Origin of the sequence: Yoonia sp., assembly GCF_036770585.1 — a bacterium.
Lineage (GTDB): Bacteria > Pseudomonadota > Alphaproteobacteria > Rhodobacterales > Rhodobacteraceae > Yoonia.
Window position 1 is genome coordinate 1 of record NZ_DAIPIW010000049.1, and the last position, 19,087, is coordinate 19,087.

The 19,087-nt window shown below is 62.3% G+C and carries 16 protein-coding genes and 1 tRNA gene; 8 read left to right on the forward strand and 9 right to left on the reverse strand.

The window, feature by feature from the left end:
• From rpoD to V7N12_RS09715, 6 genes are all read right to left on the reverse strand, one after another.
• Positions 1–1,720 (reverse strand): RNA polymerase sigma factor RpoD (gene rpoD, locus V7N12_RS09690; protein WP_333714308.1); only part of this gene is annotated, 1,720 nt, incomplete at its 3' end.
• A 128-nt stretch (positions 1,721–1,848) separates the two neighbouring features.
• Complete coding sequence (gene dnaG / locus V7N12_RS09695) at positions 1,849–3,813, reverse strand: DNA primase (protein WP_333714309.1); 1,965 nt, start codon at positions 3,811–3,813, stop codon at positions 1,849–1,851.
• An 89-nt stretch (positions 3,814–3,902) separates the two neighbouring features.
• On the reverse strand, positions 3,903–4,427 hold the full coding sequence (locus tag V7N12_RS09700) for a sarcosine oxidase subunit gamma (protein ID WP_333714310.1): 525 nt from the start codon (positions 4,425–4,427) through the stop codon (positions 3,903–3,905).
• A complete protein-coding gene (locus V7N12_RS09705) occupies positions 4,420–7,326 on the reverse strand; it encodes a sarcosine oxidase subunit alpha family protein (protein ID WP_333714311.1) in 2,907 nt (968 codons plus the stop codon). Before V7N12_RS09705 ends, V7N12_RS09700 begins: the two co-directional genes overlap by 8 nt.
• Positions 7,323–7,586, reverse strand: coding sequence for a sarcosine oxidase subunit delta (locus V7N12_RS09710; protein ID WP_333714312.1), 264 nt, complete (start codon positions 7,584–7,586; stop codon positions 7,323–7,325). The genes V7N12_RS09705 and V7N12_RS09710 overlap by 4 nt, the downstream gene beginning before the upstream one ends.
• A gap of 54 nt (positions 7,587–7,640) precedes the next feature.
• On the reverse strand, positions 7,641–8,894 hold the full coding sequence (locus V7N12_RS09715) for a sarcosine oxidase subunit beta family protein (RefSeq protein WP_333714314.1): 1,254 nt from the start codon (positions 8,892–8,894) through the stop codon (positions 7,641–7,643).
• A 604-nt stretch (positions 8,895–9,498) separates the two neighbouring features.
• Here V7N12_RS09715 and V7N12_RS09720 point away from each other — a divergent pair.
• Genes V7N12_RS09720 through V7N12_RS09730 form a run of 3 tightly spaced genes read left to right on the forward strand, consistent with a single transcriptional unit; the run spans position 9,499 to position 12,089 of the window.
• Positions 9,499–10,881, forward strand: a complete 1,383-nt coding sequence (locus tag V7N12_RS09720) for a TadE/TadG family type IV pilus assembly protein (RefSeq protein ID WP_333714315.1) — start codon at positions 9,499–9,501, stop codon at positions 10,879–10,881.
• Positions 10,882–10,898: 17 nt separating this feature from the next.
• Positions 10,899–11,453, forward strand: a complete 555-nt coding sequence (locus V7N12_RS09725; protein ID WP_333714316.1) for a TadE/TadG family type IV pilus assembly protein — start codon at positions 10,899–10,901, stop codon at positions 11,451–11,453.
• Positions 11,454–11,471: 18 nt separating this feature from the next.
• Entirely contained in the window at positions 11,472–12,089 is a 618-nt protein-coding gene (locus V7N12_RS09730; protein ID WP_333714317.1) for a TadE/TadG family type IV pilus assembly protein, read from the forward strand.
• Here V7N12_RS09730 and V7N12_RS09735 read toward each other — a convergent pair.
• Both V7N12_RS09735 and V7N12_RS09740 read right to left on the reverse strand, forming a co-directional pair.
• Positions 12,086–12,571 carry a hypothetical protein gene (locus tag V7N12_RS09735; RefSeq protein WP_333714318.1) on the reverse strand — a complete coding sequence of 162 codons (486 nt, stop codon included), beginning with the start codon at positions 12,569–12,571 and terminating at the stop codon, positions 12,086–12,088. The two genes, V7N12_RS09730 and V7N12_RS09735, sit on opposite strands and share 4 nt — an antisense overlap.
• 51 nt (positions 12,572–12,622) lie before the next feature.
• A complete protein-coding gene (locus V7N12_RS09740; RefSeq protein ID WP_333714320.1) occupies positions 12,623–13,210 on the reverse strand; it encodes a TetR/AcrR family transcriptional regulator in 588 nt (195 codons plus the stop codon).
• An 82-nt stretch (positions 13,211–13,292) separates the two neighbouring features.
• On the opposite strand from V7N12_RS09740, the gene V7N12_RS09745 reads away from it, so the two are divergent.
• The 5 genes from V7N12_RS09745 to V7N12_RS09765 all read left to right on the forward strand — a co-directional run bounded on the left by V7N12_RS09745 (position 13,293) and on the right by V7N12_RS09765 (position 17,879).
• Complete coding sequence (locus V7N12_RS09745) at positions 13,293–13,520, forward strand: hypothetical protein (protein ID WP_333714321.1); 228 nt, start codon at positions 13,293–13,295, stop codon at positions 13,518–13,520.
• A 54-nt stretch (positions 13,521–13,574) separates the two neighbouring features.
• Positions 13,575–14,861: a homoserine dehydrogenase gene (locus tag V7N12_RS09750; RefSeq protein WP_333714322.1), complete on the forward strand. Its 1,287-nt coding sequence runs from the start codon at positions 13,575–13,577 to the stop codon at positions 14,859–14,861.
• A 67-nt stretch (positions 14,862–14,928) separates the two neighbouring features.
• On the forward strand, positions 14,929–15,894 hold the full coding sequence (gene glpX / locus V7N12_RS09755; RefSeq protein WP_333714324.1) for a class II fructose-bisphosphatase: 966 nt from the start codon (positions 14,929–14,931) through the stop codon (positions 15,892–15,894).
• A gap of 71 nt (positions 15,895–15,965) precedes the next feature.
• The gene (recJ, locus tag V7N12_RS09760) at positions 15,966–17,729 is read left to right on the forward strand and encodes a single-stranded-DNA-specific exonuclease RecJ (RefSeq protein ID WP_333714325.1); all 1,764 of its coding nucleotides are present in this window, start codon (positions 15,966–15,968) and stop codon (positions 17,727–17,729) included.
• A 75-nt stretch (positions 17,730–17,804) separates the two neighbouring features.
• Positions 17,805–17,879: transfer RNA gene (locus tag V7N12_RS09765), tRNA-Glu, on the forward strand.
• A gap of 66 nt (positions 17,880–17,945) precedes the next feature.
• Here V7N12_RS09765 and V7N12_RS09770 read toward each other — a convergent pair.
• Positions 17,946–18,965: a tyrosine-type recombinase/integrase gene (locus V7N12_RS09770; RefSeq protein ID WP_333714326.1), complete on the reverse strand. Its 1,020-nt coding sequence runs from the start codon at positions 18,963–18,965 to the stop codon at positions 17,946–17,948.
• Between the last annotated feature and the right edge of the window lie 122 nt (positions 18,966–19,087).

Genomic DNA, 19,087 nt, shown 5'->3' on the forward strand with positions numbered 1-19,087 from the left:
CGTTCTTGTCCTCGATGAAATCGCCAAGCTGGCTGTCTTCCTCGTCGCCGATCGGTGTTTCCAGCGAAATCGGTTCCTTGGCGATTTTCATCACCTTGCGGACCTTTTCCAGCGGCATCTGAAGCTTTTCGGCCAGTTCCTCGGGCGTCGGTTCGCGACCGATCTCGTGCAGCATCTGGCGGCCGGTGCGGACCAGCTTGTTGATCGTTTCGATCATATGGACCGGAATACGGATCGTGCGGGCCTGATCGGCGATGGATCGCGTGATCGCCTGCCGGATCCACCATGTCGCATAGGTGCTGAACTTGTAGCCGCGGCGGTATTCGAACTTGTCCACGGCCTTCATCAGGCCGATATTGCCTTCCTGAATGAGATCAAGGAATTGCAGGCCACGGTTCGTGTATTTCTTGGCAATCGAGATCACCAGACGCAGGTTCGCCTCGACCATTTCCTTCTTGGCCTGACGCGCCTCTTTCTCGCCCTTCTGTACCTGCTGGACGATGCGGCGGAATTCCGTGATATCGACGCCGACATACTGGCCGACCTGCGCCATGTCGCTGCGCAGTTCCTCGATCTTGGGGGTCGAGCGTTCGACCAGCATCTGCCAGCCACGGCCCGACTTCTCGGCCATGTCATCCAGCCAGTTGGGGTCCAACTCGCGGCCACGATATTCGTCGATGAATTCGCGGCGGTTGATGCGGGCCTGATCGGCCAGTTTCACCATCGCGCTGTCGATCGCCATGATCCGGCGGTTGATGCCGTAAAGCTGGTCGATCAAGGCTTCGATGCGGTTGTTGTGCAGGTGAAGCGAGTTCACCAGCTCCACGATCTCGGACCGCAGTTTCTGGTATTTCGTTTCGTCCTTGTCCGAAAAGGACGAATCCTCGTTCAGGGTCGCGGACATCCGCGCGTCCTGCATGTCGGACAGCCTGGCAAAGTCGCGGGCGATCAGTTCGAGGGTTTCCAGAACGCGCGGCTTCAGCGCGTTCTCCATCGCGGCCAGAGACATATTGGCCTGATCATCGTCGTCCTCGTCATCGTCCTTTGCAATCGGGATGCCATCGGCATCCAGTTCCTCGCTGTCGTCCTCGCGTTCGCCAGCCCCCGCGCCGGTCGGTGCCACGACCGTTTCCTCGACATCGTCGCCCAACTGGTTGCCGAACGTCGTTTCGAGATCGATGACATCGCGCAACAGAATGTCTTCGTTCAAAAGCTCGTCGCGCCAGATGGTGATCGCCTGAAAGGTCAGCGGGCTTTCGCAGAGCCCCAGGATCATCGTGTTGCGACCGGCCTCGATCCGCTTGGCGATCGCGATCTCGCCTTCGCGCGACAAAAGCTCGACCGAACCCATTTCGCGCAGATACATGCGGACTGGATCGTCCGTGCGATCCAGCTTTTCCGTCTCGGCCCCGCCAAGGGCGACATCGCGCGACCCGTTCAGCGTCGCGACAGCGGTATTGCCCTGATTTTCTTCGGTCTCTTCGCTTTCTTCTTCTTCCGTGACCTGAATGCCCATTTCCGAAAGCATCGACATCACGTCCTCGATCTGGTCGGAAGAGACCTGATCGGGGGGCAGCACGGCATTCAACTGATCGTAGGTGATATAGCCACGCTCGCGTGCGTCGGCGATCATCTTCTTGACCGCGGTCTGGCTCATATCAAGGCTGATATCGCCATCCTGGTCGTCGTCCTTGCGATCATCTGTATCTTTCGCGGCCATGCAAGGTGCCCTTTCAAAGCGGTCACGCCGGAAATCTCACGGCTGATTCGGTTGTCGTCGAATCAACCGTGCATTCGGGTGATTCGCAAGCAGGTCGCCCCTGCTTTTCCAATGTGTTGCATCAATGGTCAGTTAGGGTTCTTTCGTCCCTTGGCAAAGTCGATCTTTTGCAGAAGGTCATCGAAGGCCGACCGTTCCTCTTTCCTCATCCGCGCCCCGTTTTCGCCGATGGCATAGTCGACCTTGTCCTCACCATTGCCACGCCCGGCGCGATTGACCGCTTCGCTTGCTTGCGCCAGCCGCCATGTCAGCCCCTCGTCGGCGACACCTTCGAGGTCGAGGATGGCATCCTCGATCTCGCGCTGGTGGCCGCGACGCGCCGTCAGTTTCGCGAATTCTTCCGCCAGACATAACCGCGCGATGTCGTCGTTGCCGCGCTGCCGGATCGCGGGGCTGATCCGGACATGGCTCTGGGACATGAGCTTTTCAAGGGCATCGGGTCCACAATCCGTCGCCACACACTGCCACAGATCCGCGGCGCCGATGTGCCGCAGGATCGCATCCTGAAGGGCGCGGTGCCCGGGTTCGCGGATTTCAAGGCGTTCCAGATCGGTTTCGAAGGCCACCGCAACACCGGGGGCCGAGATCATCGCCGCAAGGATCACCGCCTCGCGCATGTGGTTTTCGTCCCCCAGCCCGGCGGCAAGCGGCGAGGCACGCGAAGCCGCGACCGGGCTGATCTCGCGTCTCCATGGCTCGCGCGCGGCCGACCATGGCTGCCGGGTTTGCACCCGACGCGCAGGGGGCTTTCGGTTCGAGAACAGCGCCCAGCGCAGATCCTTGATCGCCTGACCGTAGTGATTGCGGATCGAGGGATCACGGATCAGCTTGATCTTCTCGCGCAGCGCCTTGTCCAGCGCCGCCTTGCGTTCGGGGCTGTCAAAGACCTTCCCCTCGATCTCGCGCTGCCAAAGCAGCTGCACCATCGGGATCGCGGCCTCGATCACCCGCTGCATCGCGCCCGCGCCTTGCGCCTTGATCAGATCGTCCGGGTCCAGCCCCTCGGGCATCAGCGCAAAGCGCAGGGATTTGCCGGCCTCCAGCAGCGGCAGGGCAATGTCGATCACCCGCATCGCGGCGCGCAGACCGGCGGTATCGCCATCCAGCGCGATGATCGGCTCGTCCGCCATGCGCCACAAAAGCTGCAACTGGTCTTCGGTGATGGCCGTGCCCAGCGGCGCGACGGTCGCGCCGAACCCCGCCTCGGCAAGGGCGATCACGTCCATATAGCCTTCGGCCACGATCAGCGGCTGCCCCTTGCCCGCCGCCTCGCGCGCGGGGCCGTGGTTGAAGAGGCTCCGCCCCTTGTCGAAAAGCGCCGTCTCGGGGGAATTGTAGTATTTCGCCGGATGGTTGGGGTCCATCGCGCGGCCGCCAAAGGCGATAGCGCGTCCGCGCGCATCGCGGATCGGGAACATGATGCGGCCACGAAAGCGGTCATAGGGGGCGCCGCCGCGATCACTTTCGGCCGCCAACCCCGCATCGATGACCTGCTGCGCTGCGACACCCTTGCCCGTCAGATGGGCGAAGACGCCGCCATTTGCGGGGGCAAAGCCGATTTCCCAGCGGTCCTGCGCCTCGGGGCTCAGGCCGCGGCGCGCCAGATAATCCCGCGCCTCGCCCGCCGCCGCTGTTTGCAGCTGCATCCGGTGCCATTTGACCGCCTGTTCCATGACCTCGACCAATTGCGTGCGGCGGTCGGCCTTTTCCTGTGCCTGAGGATCGCGTTCCGGCACCGGCATACCTGCTTCGGTGGCAAGGATTTTCACGGCTTCCATGAAATCCACATTCTCGGTTTCGCGCACGAAAGAGATCGCATCCCCCTTCGCGTGACAGCCGAAGCAGTAGTAATAGCCCTTGCGGTCATCGACGTGGAAACTGGCGGTCTTTTCCTGATGGAAGGGGCACGGCGCCCAAAGATCGCCCTTGCCGGGGTTGGACTTGCGCTGGTCCCACATGACCTTGCGGCCCACGACCTGCCCCAGCGACAGGCGATTGCGCAATTCGTCCAAGAATCCAGGCGGCAGGCTCATGCGGTTCTATATCATATATGCAGGCGCCGGAAACCCAGAGGCCGGACTTCTTTCTCCCTCGAAACTCCCGCCGGAGGCTTCTGCCCTCATCACGTCCCCCGCGCGGCAAGCGCGCGCATAGCGACCTCCAGATCATGCACGAGGGTCCCGGTCATCGACCGCATCGCCATGATCTCGAAGGCCTCGGGTCCGGTCCGCGTGATCGTCACCGGCATATGGGCCAGCATGGTCTTGGCCACATGGTCCTTTCCGAACACGGTCGCGCGCAGATCGACCGGCACCAGTCGCGCCAGCACATCCTCGGCCTTGCGTCCCATCAGCGCAACAATCACCCAGGCATCGGATTGGTCGGTCACCGCCGCACCCGCGACCGAGACCTTCCCCCGCACCATCCAGACACCGTGCCCGAACCATGTCACCGGGCTGGTGCGGCGGTTCGGCGCGGGCAGCCCGACGCCGATCTGATCCTGCAAGGCCTGCGACACGGCCCCGTGCTGGCCCTTGAAAGGGGCGACCGAGGTCAGCGGCCCCGCCAGCACTTCCGTTACGGACACATTGCCGATGGTCAGCGGCAAAAGCCCCTCGGCGGGGGTCAACGGGATCAGACTAACCACGGGCGCGCCCTCCTGTCGGATCGAAGAAGACCGGATCACAGACCTCGACCTCGGCGGTTATGTCGCGCAGATGATCGCGCAGCACGATCACCTCGCCATGGCGGGCGCGGCCGTTTTCGAGAAACCCGAGCGCAAGATGGGTCTCCAACGTCGGTGAATAGCAAACCGAGGTCGTATAGCCCTTGCTATTCATCCGTGAGTAGCGCGCACCCTGATCAAACAGATGCGCCCCCGCCGAAAGCACCTGGTCCGCATCCTTTGCCCGCAGTCCGACGAGTTGCTGTCGGCCATCGCCCAGCAACCCCGGGCGCGCTGCGGCCGCCTTGCCGATGCAATCCTTCTTGGCACTGACCATGCGCGCCATGCCGATATCGAAGGCGGTTGTGCGTCCGTGGATTTCCGCATGGGTGATGAACCCTTTCTCGATCCGCAGGACGTTCAGCGCCTCCATCCCGTAGGGCCCGCCACCGAAGACCTCGGCCTGCGCCACCAGCAGGCGGAACAGGCTTTCGCCGAAGCGGGCGGGAACGGCGACCTCATAGGCATGTTCACCCGAGAACGAGATCCGGAACAGCCGCCCCGGAACGCCGCCGACCCGCACCTCTCCGCAGGCCATGAAGGGCCATGACCCGTCATTGATCGCACGATCCAGCACGGTATTCAGCACCTCGCGCGCCTTCGGTCCCGCGACGGCAAACTGCGCCCATTGTTCCGTGACGGACATCACCTGCGCATCGAGATCGGGCCGGATCACCTGCAAGACATACTCCAGATGGCGCATCACCAGACCGGCGGCTGCCGTGGTCGTCGTCATCACGAAATGGCCTTTGCCCAGCCGCGCGCAGGTGCCGTCATCCATGACATGCCCGTCCTCGCGCAGCATCAGCCCGTAGCGGACGCGCCCCACCGGCAGGGTCGAGAAGGTGTTGGTATAGACGAAATCCAGAAGCGCCGCCGCATCCGGCCCCTGAATGTCGATCTTGCCCAAGGTGGAGACATCGCAAACCCCGACCGCATCGCGGACATGGCCCACCTCGCGGTCGCAGGACTGCCGCCAGTGGGTTTCGCCGTCTTTCGGGAAGTAGCTGGGGCGATACCACAGCCCCGCCTCGATCATCGGTGCGCCCCGATCCAGACTTGCCTTGTGCGAGGTGGTGAACCGCTCGGGCGCAAAGCCCTTGCCCTGACTGCCCGCCCCCATCGCCGCGATCGGCACGGGCACATAGGGCGGGCGAAAGGTCGTGGTGCCGGTTTCGGGTATCCCGCGCCCCGTGGCATCGGCCAGAACGGCCAGCGCCACCACATTCGACGACTTGCCCTGATCGGGCGCCATGCCTTGCGTGGTATAGCGTTTCATATGCTCGACCGAGCGGAAGTTCTCTTGTGCGGCCAGCGTGATGTCCTTCACATGGACATCGTTCTGAAAGTCGATCCACTTGCGGCCCTTGCCTTCGACCGCCCAGAGCGGCTGGATCGCGTAAGCTGCATCTTCGGCTGAGGGCAAGGTGATCTGCGCCTTGTGACCCAGATCGGCAAGCACCCCTGCGGCGACCTCTGCCCCTTCCTTCAGACAGCCCGCCGTGCTGAAAACCCCATTGCAGGCCCCTGCCGTGACCAGCCCGGGAACACTGCCCGGCACCGGCACGAAGGCGGCGATCCTTGCGTCCCAAGTCGGACGGCCATTCATATGGCAAGTCAGATGCACCGTCGGGTTCCACCCCCCCGAGATGGCCAGACAATCGCAGCCGATGACCCGTGTCGCGCTGCCGGTTTTGATGGTGATGCTTTCCAAGGCATGACGGCCCTTGGTCGCGATCACCTCTGCGCCGGTATAGATCGGGAAATCGCCCTCAACCTTGGCGTCCGCGCGGCTGTCGATCACGGCGGCGACCCTGACACCCGCCGCCGCCAGATCCCGCGCGGTGCGGTGCGCGTCATCGTTGTTGCCGAAGACCGCTACGGATTTGCCCGGGGCAACGCCCCAGCGGTTCACATAAGCCCGCACCGCCGAGGCGAACATGATCCCGGGCCGGTCGTTGTCGGGAAAGGCGATGGGGCGCTCCAAGGCACCGGCGCAGAGCACGGCGCGTTTGGCCACGATCCGCCAGAAACATTCCAGCGGCTTGCCTGCCGCGCGCGGCCCCACGATCCGCTCCAACGCGCCAAAGGTGCCTTGATCGTAGGCGCCCGTGACGGTCGTGCGGGTCATCAGGCGGACATTCGGCAGCGCGTCAAGTTCACTTAGCACACCAGCTAACCAATCGGTCGCGGGCTTGCTGTCGATCTCTTCACGCTCGCGCAAGAGACGGCCGCCCATGGCCGTATCCTCATCGGCCAAAATCACATCCGCACCCGCGCGCCCTGCCGTCAGCGCGGCCATCAGCCCCGCAGGCCCCGCGCCGATCACCAGCACATCGCAAAAGCCAAAGGCCTTTTCATAAGCGTCCTGATTGCTCTGCCCCGACAGCGCCCCCAGCCCTGCGGCGCGGCGGATCACCGGTTCATAGAGCTTTTCCCAGAATGTACGCGGCCACATGAAGGTCTTGTAGTAAAATCCCGCCGCCAGAAACGGCGACATCAGGTCATTGACCGCCATCATGTCGTAACGCAGCGAGGGCCATGCGTTCTGGCTGAAAACCTCCAGCCCTTCGGACACCTCCAGCGTGGTCGCCCGCAGGTTGGGCTCTTGCGTGGCGCCGCGCCCGACGGTCACCAGCGCGTTCTGTTCCTCGGACCCCGCCGACATGATCCCGCGCGGGCGGTGATATTTGAAGGACCGCGCCACCAGTCTGATCCCTGCGGCCAGCAAGGCCGCGGCGACAGGCTCGCCCGGCACGCCCTGCACGGGCTTGCCATCGAAGGTGAATGTCACGGTCTTTTCAGGGGCTTGCAGCCTCATGCCTGCACCTGTTCGGCCAATGCCGTTTCCAAAACCTCATGCGTGACGGTGTTGCGTGTCACCACGATCCATGCGCGGCAACCGGCCTCATGACACCACAGATCGCGCGTCACACCTGCCGGATTGTCGCGGTTGTGCAGGTAGTCATCCCATGCCTGATCGCCCGCATCTTCAGAGGGACGGTCCAGCGCGATGGCGTCACCCTGATAATAGAACTCGCGCCGGTCTCTTTCGCCGCAATTGGGGCAGTTTATGCGCATCGCTGTCTCTTCATCTTGATCTTGCCGAACATTCTTATCCTCCGCCGCCCGGGATCAGTGCAGGTTGTGCTGCGATCCCGTGCCCTCTTCATCCATCAGGCCGACGCCGGTCCGAAAGCGGTCCAGCCGGAACTTGGCCGCCGGTTCATGGTGGTTTCCGGTCGCCATCAAATGGGCGAAGCTGAAGCCTGATCCGGGCACTGCCTTGAACCCGCCATAGCACCAGCCGCAATCGATAAAGAGCCCCTCGGTCGGGGTCTTGTCGATAATGGGCGAGCCGTCGGGCGTCATGTCCATGATCCCACCCCAAGAGCGCAGCACGCGGGCCTTGCCGATCATCGGCATCAGCGTCATGGCCGCATCCATCACATGCTCTTTCATCGGCAGGTTCCCCCGCGCCGCATAGGAGGCGTAGAAATCGATGTCGCCGCCGAAGACCAGACCGCCCTTGTCGGACTGGCTGATGTAGAAGTGTCCCATACCGAAACTGACCACATGGTCGATCACGGGCTTGAGGCCCTCGGTCACGAAGGCCTGCAGCACATGGCTTTCGATCGGCAGGCGCATCCCCGCCATCGCCGCCACCTGACCCGAGCGCCCCGCAACCACGATCCCGACTTTCCGCGCACGGATCGCCCCGCGCGTGGTCTGCACACCCCTGACGACGCCGCCCTCGATATCGATGCCGGTCACTTCGCAATTCTGGATGATATCGACCCCGCGCTGGTCCGCACCCCGGGCATAGCCCCATGCCACCGCATCATGCCGCGCCGTGCCACCGCGCGGGTGCAGCAATCCGCCGTAGATCGGAAAGCGCACATTGTCGAAATCGAGATAGGGCAGGTATTGCCGCACCCCTTCACGGTCCAGCAGCACCGCATCGTCGCCCTGATTGATCATCGCATTGCCACGGCGGGCGAAGGCATCGCGCTGCCCGTCCGAGTGGAACAGGTTGATCAGCCCGCGCTGCGAATGCATGACGTTGTAGTTGAGATCCTGTTCCATCGTCTCCCAGAGCTTCAGGGAATGGGAATAGAACTCGGAGTTGCCGGGCAGAAAATAATTGGCCCGCACGATGGTCGTATTGCGGCCCACGTTGCCGCCGCCGATATAGCCCTTTTCCAGCACCGCGATATTGGTCATCCCGTGCTCTTTGGCGAGGTAATAGGCCGTCGAAAGGCCATGCCCCCCGCCGCCGATGATCACCGCGTCATATTCGGCCTTGGGTGCGGGATCGCGCCAGACCGGCTTCCAGCCTTTCTGCCCGAAGATCCCTTCCTTGATGACCCGGAAACCGGAATAGCCCATGCTGACTCCCCTGCTTGCGCAAGGCCGAGCCTAGCAATGCCGCAGGCGCAATGCATGTCCTCTTTTCGACATCCGCTGTCGCTATCCGGATCGTCGGGTGAAAAATCTGCGGCAGGGTCTTGCCCGCGTGTGATGGGACAAGGCCCTTTCCGCCAAACCGCCGCCGTCCAGGGCTTTCAAACCCGCCGCACGCCGATGCGATAGGCAGAGAGGCCATCACCAAAGGCAGCCGTCATCACGCCGAAGGCAGGTGATCGGCGCCCTTCCAGAGCGCAGGGGTCAACCTGCGTTTCCCCAGTTGCCTTGGGATTGTCAGGCAGAAACGGCTTGAAAAAGTGATTCGTCCGACCCCGGGACCGATTATGGCCAAGTTTACCAAACACACCGAAGCACGCATGACACGTCTAGTTTTTCTCGACAATACCACCAAAAACGTGGCATTGTTTCGAAATACAAGACACTTTGCACGAAACTTGGGCAGTTTGTCACCTACGGATGGACCGAAGTTTCCAATAATCTTTTTTTGACGTAGATTTGCCGTCATTCCGGCTATGATCATTACAGGTAATATTTCGGTCGGCCCGAAACCGTTGGGAGCTTTGATATGAAGATCAACAAGCGAGATCCGAAAAGGTTCCGTTCTTTCTGTGCGCGTTTCGCGCGCGACGAAGAGGGCGGGATCATCGTCTTCACGCTCTTGCTGTTCATCGTGATGCTGGTCGTCGCGGGTATGGCGGTCGATTTCATGCGGTTCGAATCCGAACGCGTGCAGTTGCAAAGTGTCTCTGATCGCGCCGTCCTCGCCGCAGCCGAGCTGGATCAGGACCTCGACAGCGAGGAAGTTGTGATCGAGTTTTTCCGCAGCCAAGGGCTCGAGGACAAGATCGTAGGCACACCCACGGTCAACGACACGGGTAACTCGCGGACAGTCAGTGTGCGGTCCGCCATCGACGTCAACACCTACTATCTGCGGCTGATCGGGATCGATACGCTGGAAGCGCCCGCCACCTCGACCGCGACCGAAGGGGTCGGCAAGGTCGAGATTTCGCTGGTCATGGATATTTCCGGTTCCATGCGTTATGGCGGATCCGGCCCCGGCGGGCGGTTTCAGGATATGAAGAACGCCGCTGTGGCCTTTGCCACAAAGGTGCTTGACCCGAAGTATGACGGCCAGGTGTCTTTGAACATCGTGCCTTATGCCGGCATGACGAACCCCGGCCCGATTGTGTTCGACTACATGAACGGTGTGCGGCTTCCGGAACTTGATATCAACGGAAACCCTTTTCCGAACAATTCATCCTGTCTGGAATTCACGGCTGCCGATTGGACAACATCCGGTCCTCCGGGACAGGGGCAACCGCAAGTTCCGATTTTCATGAGATGGGGTGATGCGGGGGTCGTTCAGTGGGGTTGGTGCCCGACGGACGTGTCATCCATCAGATATGGTCTGCGGACGATTGCCGATGCCACCGCTTACATCAGTTCGCTTGGTATGCACGATGGTACCGGCACACATTACGCGATGGCGTGGGGTCTGGCCGCGCTTGACCCGACCTTTCAGCCGGCCTTTGACCTCCTGGCAAATGCAGGGCAACTGGACAACGAATTCCGCAACCGCCCTTCTGCATGGGATGACGGTGAAACGCGCAAGATCATCGTTTTGATGACCGACGGGCAGATTACCCAGCAGTTCCGCCCCGATGTTCCCATGGACCCGAAAAACCTGACGCAGACTGCGTCGGTTTACGAGCTGACGCCACGCAGCACCAACCTCGCGAACTTCTATGCAGCGTGTAACCTTGCAAAACATCCCTCAAGGGACGTCGAGGTGTTCACCGTCGCATTCGAGACCTACGGAAACGGCGCGACAGAGATGCAGAACTGCGCATCGAAACCATCGATGTACTTCTCTGCAGCAGGGGCAGGGTTGACCGCTGTTTTCGAAGATATCGCTGGGCAGATCACAGATCTGCGGCTTAGCAACTGATGAGTGGGTCTGGCAAGATGCGACATGTTCTGACACGATTTGCGAAATGTGAGCGGGGGACGGCCTCGATCGAGTTCGTGATCATCTTCCCGGTCTTCTTCACGTTTTTTCTGATGACCTACGAAAGCGGCATGGTGTCCTTGCAGCACGTCATGCTGGAACGTGGCCTCGACATCGCGGTGCGCGACGTAAGGATCGGGTCGATGTTAAACCCGACACAGGAGACACTGAAAGCGCGCATCTGCGAGGTTGCAGGCATCATTCCGAATTGCGTGTCGCAAATTCAGCTTGAAATGGTCCAGCGCGATCCTCGCGCCTGGGTCAATCTGAGTGGCAGTGTCGAGTGCATCAATCGCAGCTTGACCGTTCAGCCGGTCGTTGCATTTTCCAATGGCGGAAACAACGACATGATGGTTCTGCGCGCCTGTGTCCGTATCGATCCTCTGTTGCCCACGACCGGGCTTGGCAAGGCGATCGTCGAGGCGAACTCGAATGACGCCGCCGGTGGGTCGGTCGCGCTTATCGCCCATTCGGCGTTCGTGATCGAACCATTCAACAGCACCGGAAGTTGACGCGTGAAGGTCACCGAGATGAATACGTGGAGAAAATTTCGCGCGGATGACCGCGGGTCCATGGCCGTGGAATTCGTTCTGGTCACCCCGATCCTTGTCTGGATCATCATGTCGACGTTCGTCTATTTCGACCTCTTCCGGAACGAGGCAAACGCACACCGGGCGGCGTTGACACTTGCCGACATGTTCAGTCGGGAACAGACAGATATCGACGGCAATTATCTGAACGGGGCGAGATCACTGCTTCAGACATTGACGCTTGACGACGCCACCCCCGGTTTTCGGATCACCGTGTATCGGTATCAGCAAAGCGACGACACTTTCCGGCGCGTCTGGTCAAGAAACCGTGGCGTGGGAACAAATCTGACGAATGCCGACCTTCTGGCTCTGCAGACAGCGGGGCGTTTGCCGCGCATGGCGGACGATGACCGCGCGATCCTGGTCGAGACATTCACCGATTACGAACCGCCCTTCGATACCGGTATCCGCTTTTTGACGTCATTCTTTTCCGCTGATGGCGTCGCACCAAGGGAAGAGCTGGACTCGATCACGTTCAGAACGTTCAATGTGATCCGGCCCCGCTTTACGCTGTCGCTGTGCTGGGAAGTCCCGCCGCCTGCTCCGTCGCTCTGCTAGCGACCGTCGCTGTTGATGCGCAGGGCGATCTGCTCTGCCATGAACTTGGTCTGACCGGCCCCGGTGATGCCGCCGACGCCCACCCGCGCACCGATCCGCCACCACATGCCGGGAATATAGACGCGCGGCCCGGGCGTGCGCGTGACGATGGTGAATCCGTTTGACGGTTTGAACGCCAGGGCCCCGCGCGAGACGCGCAGGATGTCATCGACCCTTGCAAGAACACGGCCCTCGCTGTCGATCACCTCGTCCGCTGTCAGCAGGATTTCCAGTTTCGATGCCCGCCGCTGCTTTTCCGCCATCCAGAGCATCAGCACACCGAACCCCAGCATGAAGATCATCCAGCCCAAGGCCGGTGGCTGGATCACCGTGGTGTAAAGCACCAGAAGCCCGAGCCCGAAGAGAACCCCATAAGAAAAGACGGCCCGCCCTTTCGATGCCGCAACGCGCGCATAGACGCCGTCCTGATCGGGATTGAACATGCTGTTTCCTTCGCTGGTTACGCCCCTTCGGGCGGTGCGCGTGCCCCCTACTTAGACGGCAACCGCCTTGCGCACCAGATCCCCGTAGATCGCCTCGATCCGCGCCGTCTCGATCCGGCCATCGCTGCGATACCAGTTGATCAGCCCCGTCAGCATCGCGATCAGCGCGCGCGTTGTCACGCGGCTGTCCTGCATCGCAAAGACACCCGCCGCCGTGCCGTCCCGCAGGATATCTTCCAGCCTGTCCTCATACTGGCGGCGCAGCGCCTCGACTTTCGCAAAGTTCTCGGGTGTCAGGTTGCGCAGCTCCATATAGGCGACAAAGACCTGATCGGCGCGCGGCAGGTGAAACCGGATATGAAAGCGCGTGAAATGGTCAAGCCGCGCCACAGGGTCATCGGGTTTCGCCTCGGCTTCCCATGCGGCCAGCAGTGCCACCATATGGTCGCGCATCAGATCAAAAAGCAGCGTCTGCTTGTCCGAGGTGTAATTATAGAGCGCACCCGCCTGCACACCCACCTCGGCCGCGATCTGGCGCATCGAGACGGCGGCGAACCCGTGTTGCGCAATCAGGCGCAGGGCTGTTTGCTGCACCTTGGGGCCGGTGATGTCGGAATGGGAACCTTGCTTGCGCGCCATACCGCATATAACTGAACGCCTGTTCATTTGAAAAGCACAGATCATCGTTTCCCTTGGATCGGTGCGGGACTATGGTGCCGCCATGCGCCTGCCCCTTGTCCTTCTCTGTCTTGCGGCCTGCACGCCGTTCCCCGCGCTGGAGGACCGGATCACCGAAGGCGCGCGCGCCGCACCCGATCCGGTGCTGACCCCCCTGCCCGATCTTCCCGCCATGGCCGATGACGATGCCGCTGTCATGGCCCGGCGCATGGCCGCCCTTCAGGCCCGCGCCGCCGCGATCCGCCAAATCGACATCGCCGCGTTGCAGTAGTCCCGGCAATTGGCTAGACCGCTCGGGACGGCATTCATGGATGGATCACGGGACATGACATCACCTCTCCGGTTGGGCATTGCGGGCTTGGGCACGGTGGGTGTCGGCGTGGTGCGCATCGTCCAGAAGAATGCTGAACTGCTGGCCGCCCGCGCCGGTCGCCCGATCGAGATCGTCGCGGTTTCCGCACGCGCCAGGGACAAGGATCGCGGTGTCGATCTGTCCGCCTACGCATGGGAGGACGATCCCGTCACCCTTGCCCGCCGCGACGATATCGACGTCTTCATCGAGGTGATGGGTGGGCACGAAGGCCCCGCCAAGGACGCGACAGAGGCGGCGATTGCCAGCGGCAAGGACGTGGTCAGCGCCAACAAGGCCCTGCTGGCGATCCACGGGCAGGCGCTTGCCGAAGCGGCCGAGGACAAGGGCGCTGTCATCCGCTTTGAAGCCGCCGTCGCCGGTGGCATACCCGTCGTCAAGGCATTGACCGAAGGGCTGGCGGCGAACGAGATCACCCGCGTCATGGGCGTGATGAACGGAAGCTGCAACTACATCCTGACGCGGATGGAGAATGCCGGCCTGACCTACCAGCAAGTCTTCGACGAGGCGAACGCCCTTGGCTATCTCGAAGCCGATCCGGAACTCGACGTGGGCGGCATCGACGCAGGCCACAAGCTGGCGCTTTTGTCGGCAATCGCTTTCGGCACGCAGGTCGATTTCGGCGCGGTCGAACTTGAAGGCATCGGGTCCGTCACGATCGAGGATATCCGGCAGGCCGCCGACATGGGCTTCAAGATCAAGCTGCTGGGTGTCGCCCAGATGACGGGGCGCGGGCTGGAACAGCGCATGTCGCCCTGCCTTGTGCCCGATACCTCGCCTTTGGGGCAGTTGCAGGGCGGAACAAATATGGTCGTGATCGAAGGCGACGCCGTGACGCAGATCGTCCTGCGCGGACCGGGTGCCGGTGAAGGTCCGACCGCCAGTGCGGTGATGGGGGACGTGATGGACATCGCGCGCGGCCTGCGGGTCTCGACCTTTGGCCAGCCCGCGCGCAAGCTGCGCAAGGCGCGCGCCGCCCGCGCGGCCATTCCCGCGCCCTACTATCTGCGGATGCATCTGATCGACAAGCCAGGCGCGCTGGCCAAGGTTGCCCATGCCTTGGGCGAGGCCGGTATCTCGATCGACCGGATGCGCCAGTATGACCACAGCGCCACCGAGGCCCCGGTGCTGATCGTGACCCACAAGACCACGCGCACGGCCCTGGACGAGGCGATTGCAAGCTTTGCGGCCACCGGTGTCGTCGCGGGCGAGCCCGTCGCCATCCGGATCGAGGCGGTTTAGCGCAAACAGGCTTGCCGCCCGTGCGAAGACCCGCTTTACGAAGGGCAAGCCGCAAAGGAAAGCCCGCATGCCCCAGCCCACCGACTTCAACGACCGCAACCTGTCGCTGGGCCTTGCCCGCGTGTCCGAGGCTGCGGCCATCGCCTGTGCCTCTCTGATCGGGCGTGGCGATGAAAAGGCCGCCGATCAGGCCGCTGTGGATGCGATGCGCAACCAGCTTAACAAGCTGGATATCGCAGGCGTCGTCGTCATCGGCGAGGGCGAGCGCGACGAGGCCCCGATGCTTTACATCGGCGAAGAGGTCGGCACCGGCAACGGCCCCGGCGTGGATATCGCGCTGGATCCACTGGAAGGCACGACGCTGACGGCCAAGGACATGCCCAACGCGCTGGCCGTCATTGCGATGGGACCGCGCGGGTCGATGCTGCATGCACCGGACGTCTATATGGACAAACTGGCCATCGGCCCCGGCTTCCGGCGCGGGGTGGTGACACTGGATATGTCACCTTCCGAACGGGTCTCGGCCCTTGCCGCCGCCAAGGGCTGTTCGACGAACGACATCACCGTCTGTGTTCTCGAACGTCCGCGCCACGAAGAGATGATCGCCGAGATCCGCAGCACCGGTGCCGCGATCCGGCTGATCACCGATGGCGATGTGGCGGGCGTGATGCATACCGCCGAACCCGGCAAGACCGGCATCGACATGTATATGGGATCGGGCGGCGCGCCCGAGGGCGTTCTGGCCGCGGCCGCGCTCAAATGCATGGGCGGGCAGATTTTCGGGCGGCTCTTGTTCCGCAACGATGATGAAAAGGCGCGCGCCAAGAAAGCGGGAATCACCCATTTCGACCGCGTCTATACCCGCGACGATCTGGTCACCGGCGATGTGATCTTTGCCGCGACCGGTGTCACCGATGGCAGCCTCGTGCCCGGGATCAAGCGCGAGGTCGGTTTCGTCACCGCCGAGACGATCCTGATGCGTTCCAAGACTGGATCGGTGCGGCGGATGATCTACCGCAATCCGGTCAGCTGATCACGGCGAATGCCTGCAAGATCATGTGACAGGCGTGGCCAAGCCCACGACATCTGGCTATCTTGTCCGCGATGACGCAAACAATCGCACAGCCCGCATTCCTGCATGTCGAACGCTCGGCCACCGGTCGGCGCTGGGTCGGGCCGTCGGTCGCGGACGACCGCATGACGGAGACGCTCGAACAGCAGACCGGCCTGCCAGCCGCGCTTTGCCGTGTGCTTTCGTCGCGCGGGGTGACCGCGCAAGAGGTCGAGAGCTTCCTTTCCCCGAGACTCAAGGACCTGCTGCCCGACCCGCGCAGCCTGAAGGATATGGAAGCGGCCAGCGCGCGGTTCATCCACGCCGTCCGCAACCGCCAGAGGATTGCGGTTTTCGCCGATTATGACGTGGATGGCGGCAGTTCGGCCGCACTTCTGCTGGTGTGGCTGCGCGAGATGCGGCTGGCGGCGACGCTCTATGTTCCGGACCGCATCGACGAAGGCTATGGCCCGAACGAGGCGGCGATGGAGATGTTGGCCAAAGATCACGACCTGATCATCTGCGTCGACTGCGGAACCCTGTCGCATGGGCCGATCGCGGCGGCGACAGCGGCGGATGTGATCGTGCTTGACCACCACTTGGGCGCCGAGACCCTGCCCAAGGCCCTTGCCGTCGTGAACCCCAACCGGCAGGACGAAAGCGGCGCGCTGGCGCATCTTTGCGCGGCGGCGGTGGTCTTTTTGATGCTGGTCGATGCCAACCGCATCCTGCGCGAGGCGGGCGCGGCGACACCGGACCTGATCGGGATGCTGGATCTGGTGGGTCTGGCGACGGTCGCCGATGTCGCCCCGCTGATCGGCGTGAACCGCGCCTTCGTGCGGCAGGGGCTTGCGGTGATGGCGCGGCGGCAGCGTCCGGGGCTGACGGCCCTTTGCGACGTGGCGGGCCTGAACGAAGCGCCCTCGAGCTATCACCTGGGCTATCTTCTGGGACCGCGTGTCAATGCGGGCGGGCGGATCGGCAAGGCGGATCTTGGGGCGCGGCTGCTGGCGACCGACAGCATGGAAGAGGCGCAGGGGCTGGCTGCGAAGCTTGACACGCTCAACACCGAGCGCCGCGCGATCGAGGCTGCGGTGCGCGATGCGGCACTGGCGCAGGCAAAGGCGCGCGGCCTCGACGGGCCGCTGGTCTGGGCGGCGGGCGAAGGCTGGCATCCCGGCGTGGTCGGCATCGTCGCCGCACGTCTGAAAGAGGCGACGAACCGCCCCGCCGTCGTGATCGGGCTGGACGGGGACGAAGGCAAGGGATCGGGCCGGTCGGTCAGCGGGATCGACCTTGGCGCCGCGATCCAGCGCACCGCGATGGAGGGGCTCTTGATCAAGGGCGGCGGTCACAAGATGGCCGCAGGGCTGACCGTCTCCCGCGACAAGCTGGAGAGCGCGATGGCGCGGCTGGGCGCATTGCTGGCCCGACAGGGGGCGGATGCCGTGGGCCCGGCGGACCTGCGGATCAGCGGGCTTTTGATGCCGGGTGCCGCGACAGTCGAACTGCTGAGCCTGATTGACAGCGCGGGCCCCTTCGGTGCCGGCGCCCCTGCCCCGCGCTTTGCCTTCCCTGATTGCCAGATCCATTTCGCAAAGGCGGTGGGCGAGAGCCACCTGAAGATCAGCTTTGGCGACGGGATCGGCGCGAGGCTGGAAGGGATCGCCTTCGGCGCGATGGATGGCCCCCTCGGGCCGCTTTTGATGCACCACAAGGGGACCCGTTTTCACCTTGCCGGACGGTTGGAAATCAACACATGGCAGGGTCGGCAAAGCGTGCAATTGCGGCTCGAAGATGCCGCGCCGGCGCACTGACGATTTCCATGAAAAACCACAAAAAGCCCCTTGCGTGCCCTGCGCACATTCCCTAAAAGCGGCGCACCAAAGCGTGGTCCCTTCGTCTATCGGTTAGGACGCCAGGTTTTCAACCTGGAAAGAGGGGTTCGATTCCCCTAGGGACTGCCATTGGTTATTTTCCGTCATTGTTATCAAGCCCTTGCGGGGCAGTTTTGTAAAACCTAGTGTTTGGTTTTACACTCTTTCTTTCTTTTCCATCGCAGTGACAGCCCGTTCCGCAAGGTGAATCCGGTTCGCCGCGATAGTGTAGCGTGTCACTTCTGCAAGCGTTTGGTGCCCGCTGATAGCCATGATTTCATGCGCACTGCATCCAACTGCCGCGAGTCGCCGGCATGTCGCCTTGCGCAGTCCATGGGCAGACAGCCCGTCAGGCAATAGGCGGTTGCCATCCTGATCGACAACAGCCGCCACCTGTTGCTTGAACCAGTTTGTAAAGCTCTCTGGAGTCAGGGGTTTCCCACGATCCGAAAGAATGAACGTCAGGTTGTCGCGGGGCAGCGTGTCTATGATGGAACGCAATTCACCATGCAGACGGATGTCGACGGTCTGCCCCGTTTTCTGTTGCGTGATCGACAGCACATTGCCGCGGATATGTTGCCGCCCCATGCGCACCACGTCGCTACGGCGCTGCCCAGTGTACAGTAATAGGCTAAAAGCAAGGTGCGCCCGGGTGCCCGGCTTATGGTGGCTGAGGAATGACTCGATGTGTTCCTCTTCCCATGTTCGGAAGCCCACGGTTTTGTGGCGTAATTTCTTGATCCCTACGCTCGGGTCATCACGACGCCAGCCAAGATCGATCGCGTGGATCATCAAGCCGCGGATCAGCCGCAACAGCCGGTTGGCTGCGGTCGGAGTCGTTGCCTTTTCGGAAAGGATCGACTGGACGTGACGCTTTTCCAGATGCGCCACCCGCTTATGCCCGTGCTCAGCCCGGAAGCGTTCAAGGATGTTGCGGGTCGTGCGTTGCGTAGAGTCGGCAAGTGCCAGAAATTCGGAGCTGCGATAGTAGCTGACCACAAGCGCGGATATGCTGCCGGGGATGGTCTTGCTCTTGCCGATGTCATCTCTCTGACCTTCCATCGCCGCGGCATATTCAGCCATGAATTGCGGCGACCAAGGCAAGCCAGGTAGAGCACGACGCGGAAAGCCGGGGCGTCGGAAATACCACCTTGCCGTGCCGGTGCGATCGATCATCCCCTGACAATACTTCGGGGGTCATCTCATTTGCTTCATTTTAATCCCAGTCGTTTTGTGTGTCGAGAGGCTCTGTTGCACAAATCACGTAAGGGATTCATCTTGTGAATCCAGCATGGTAG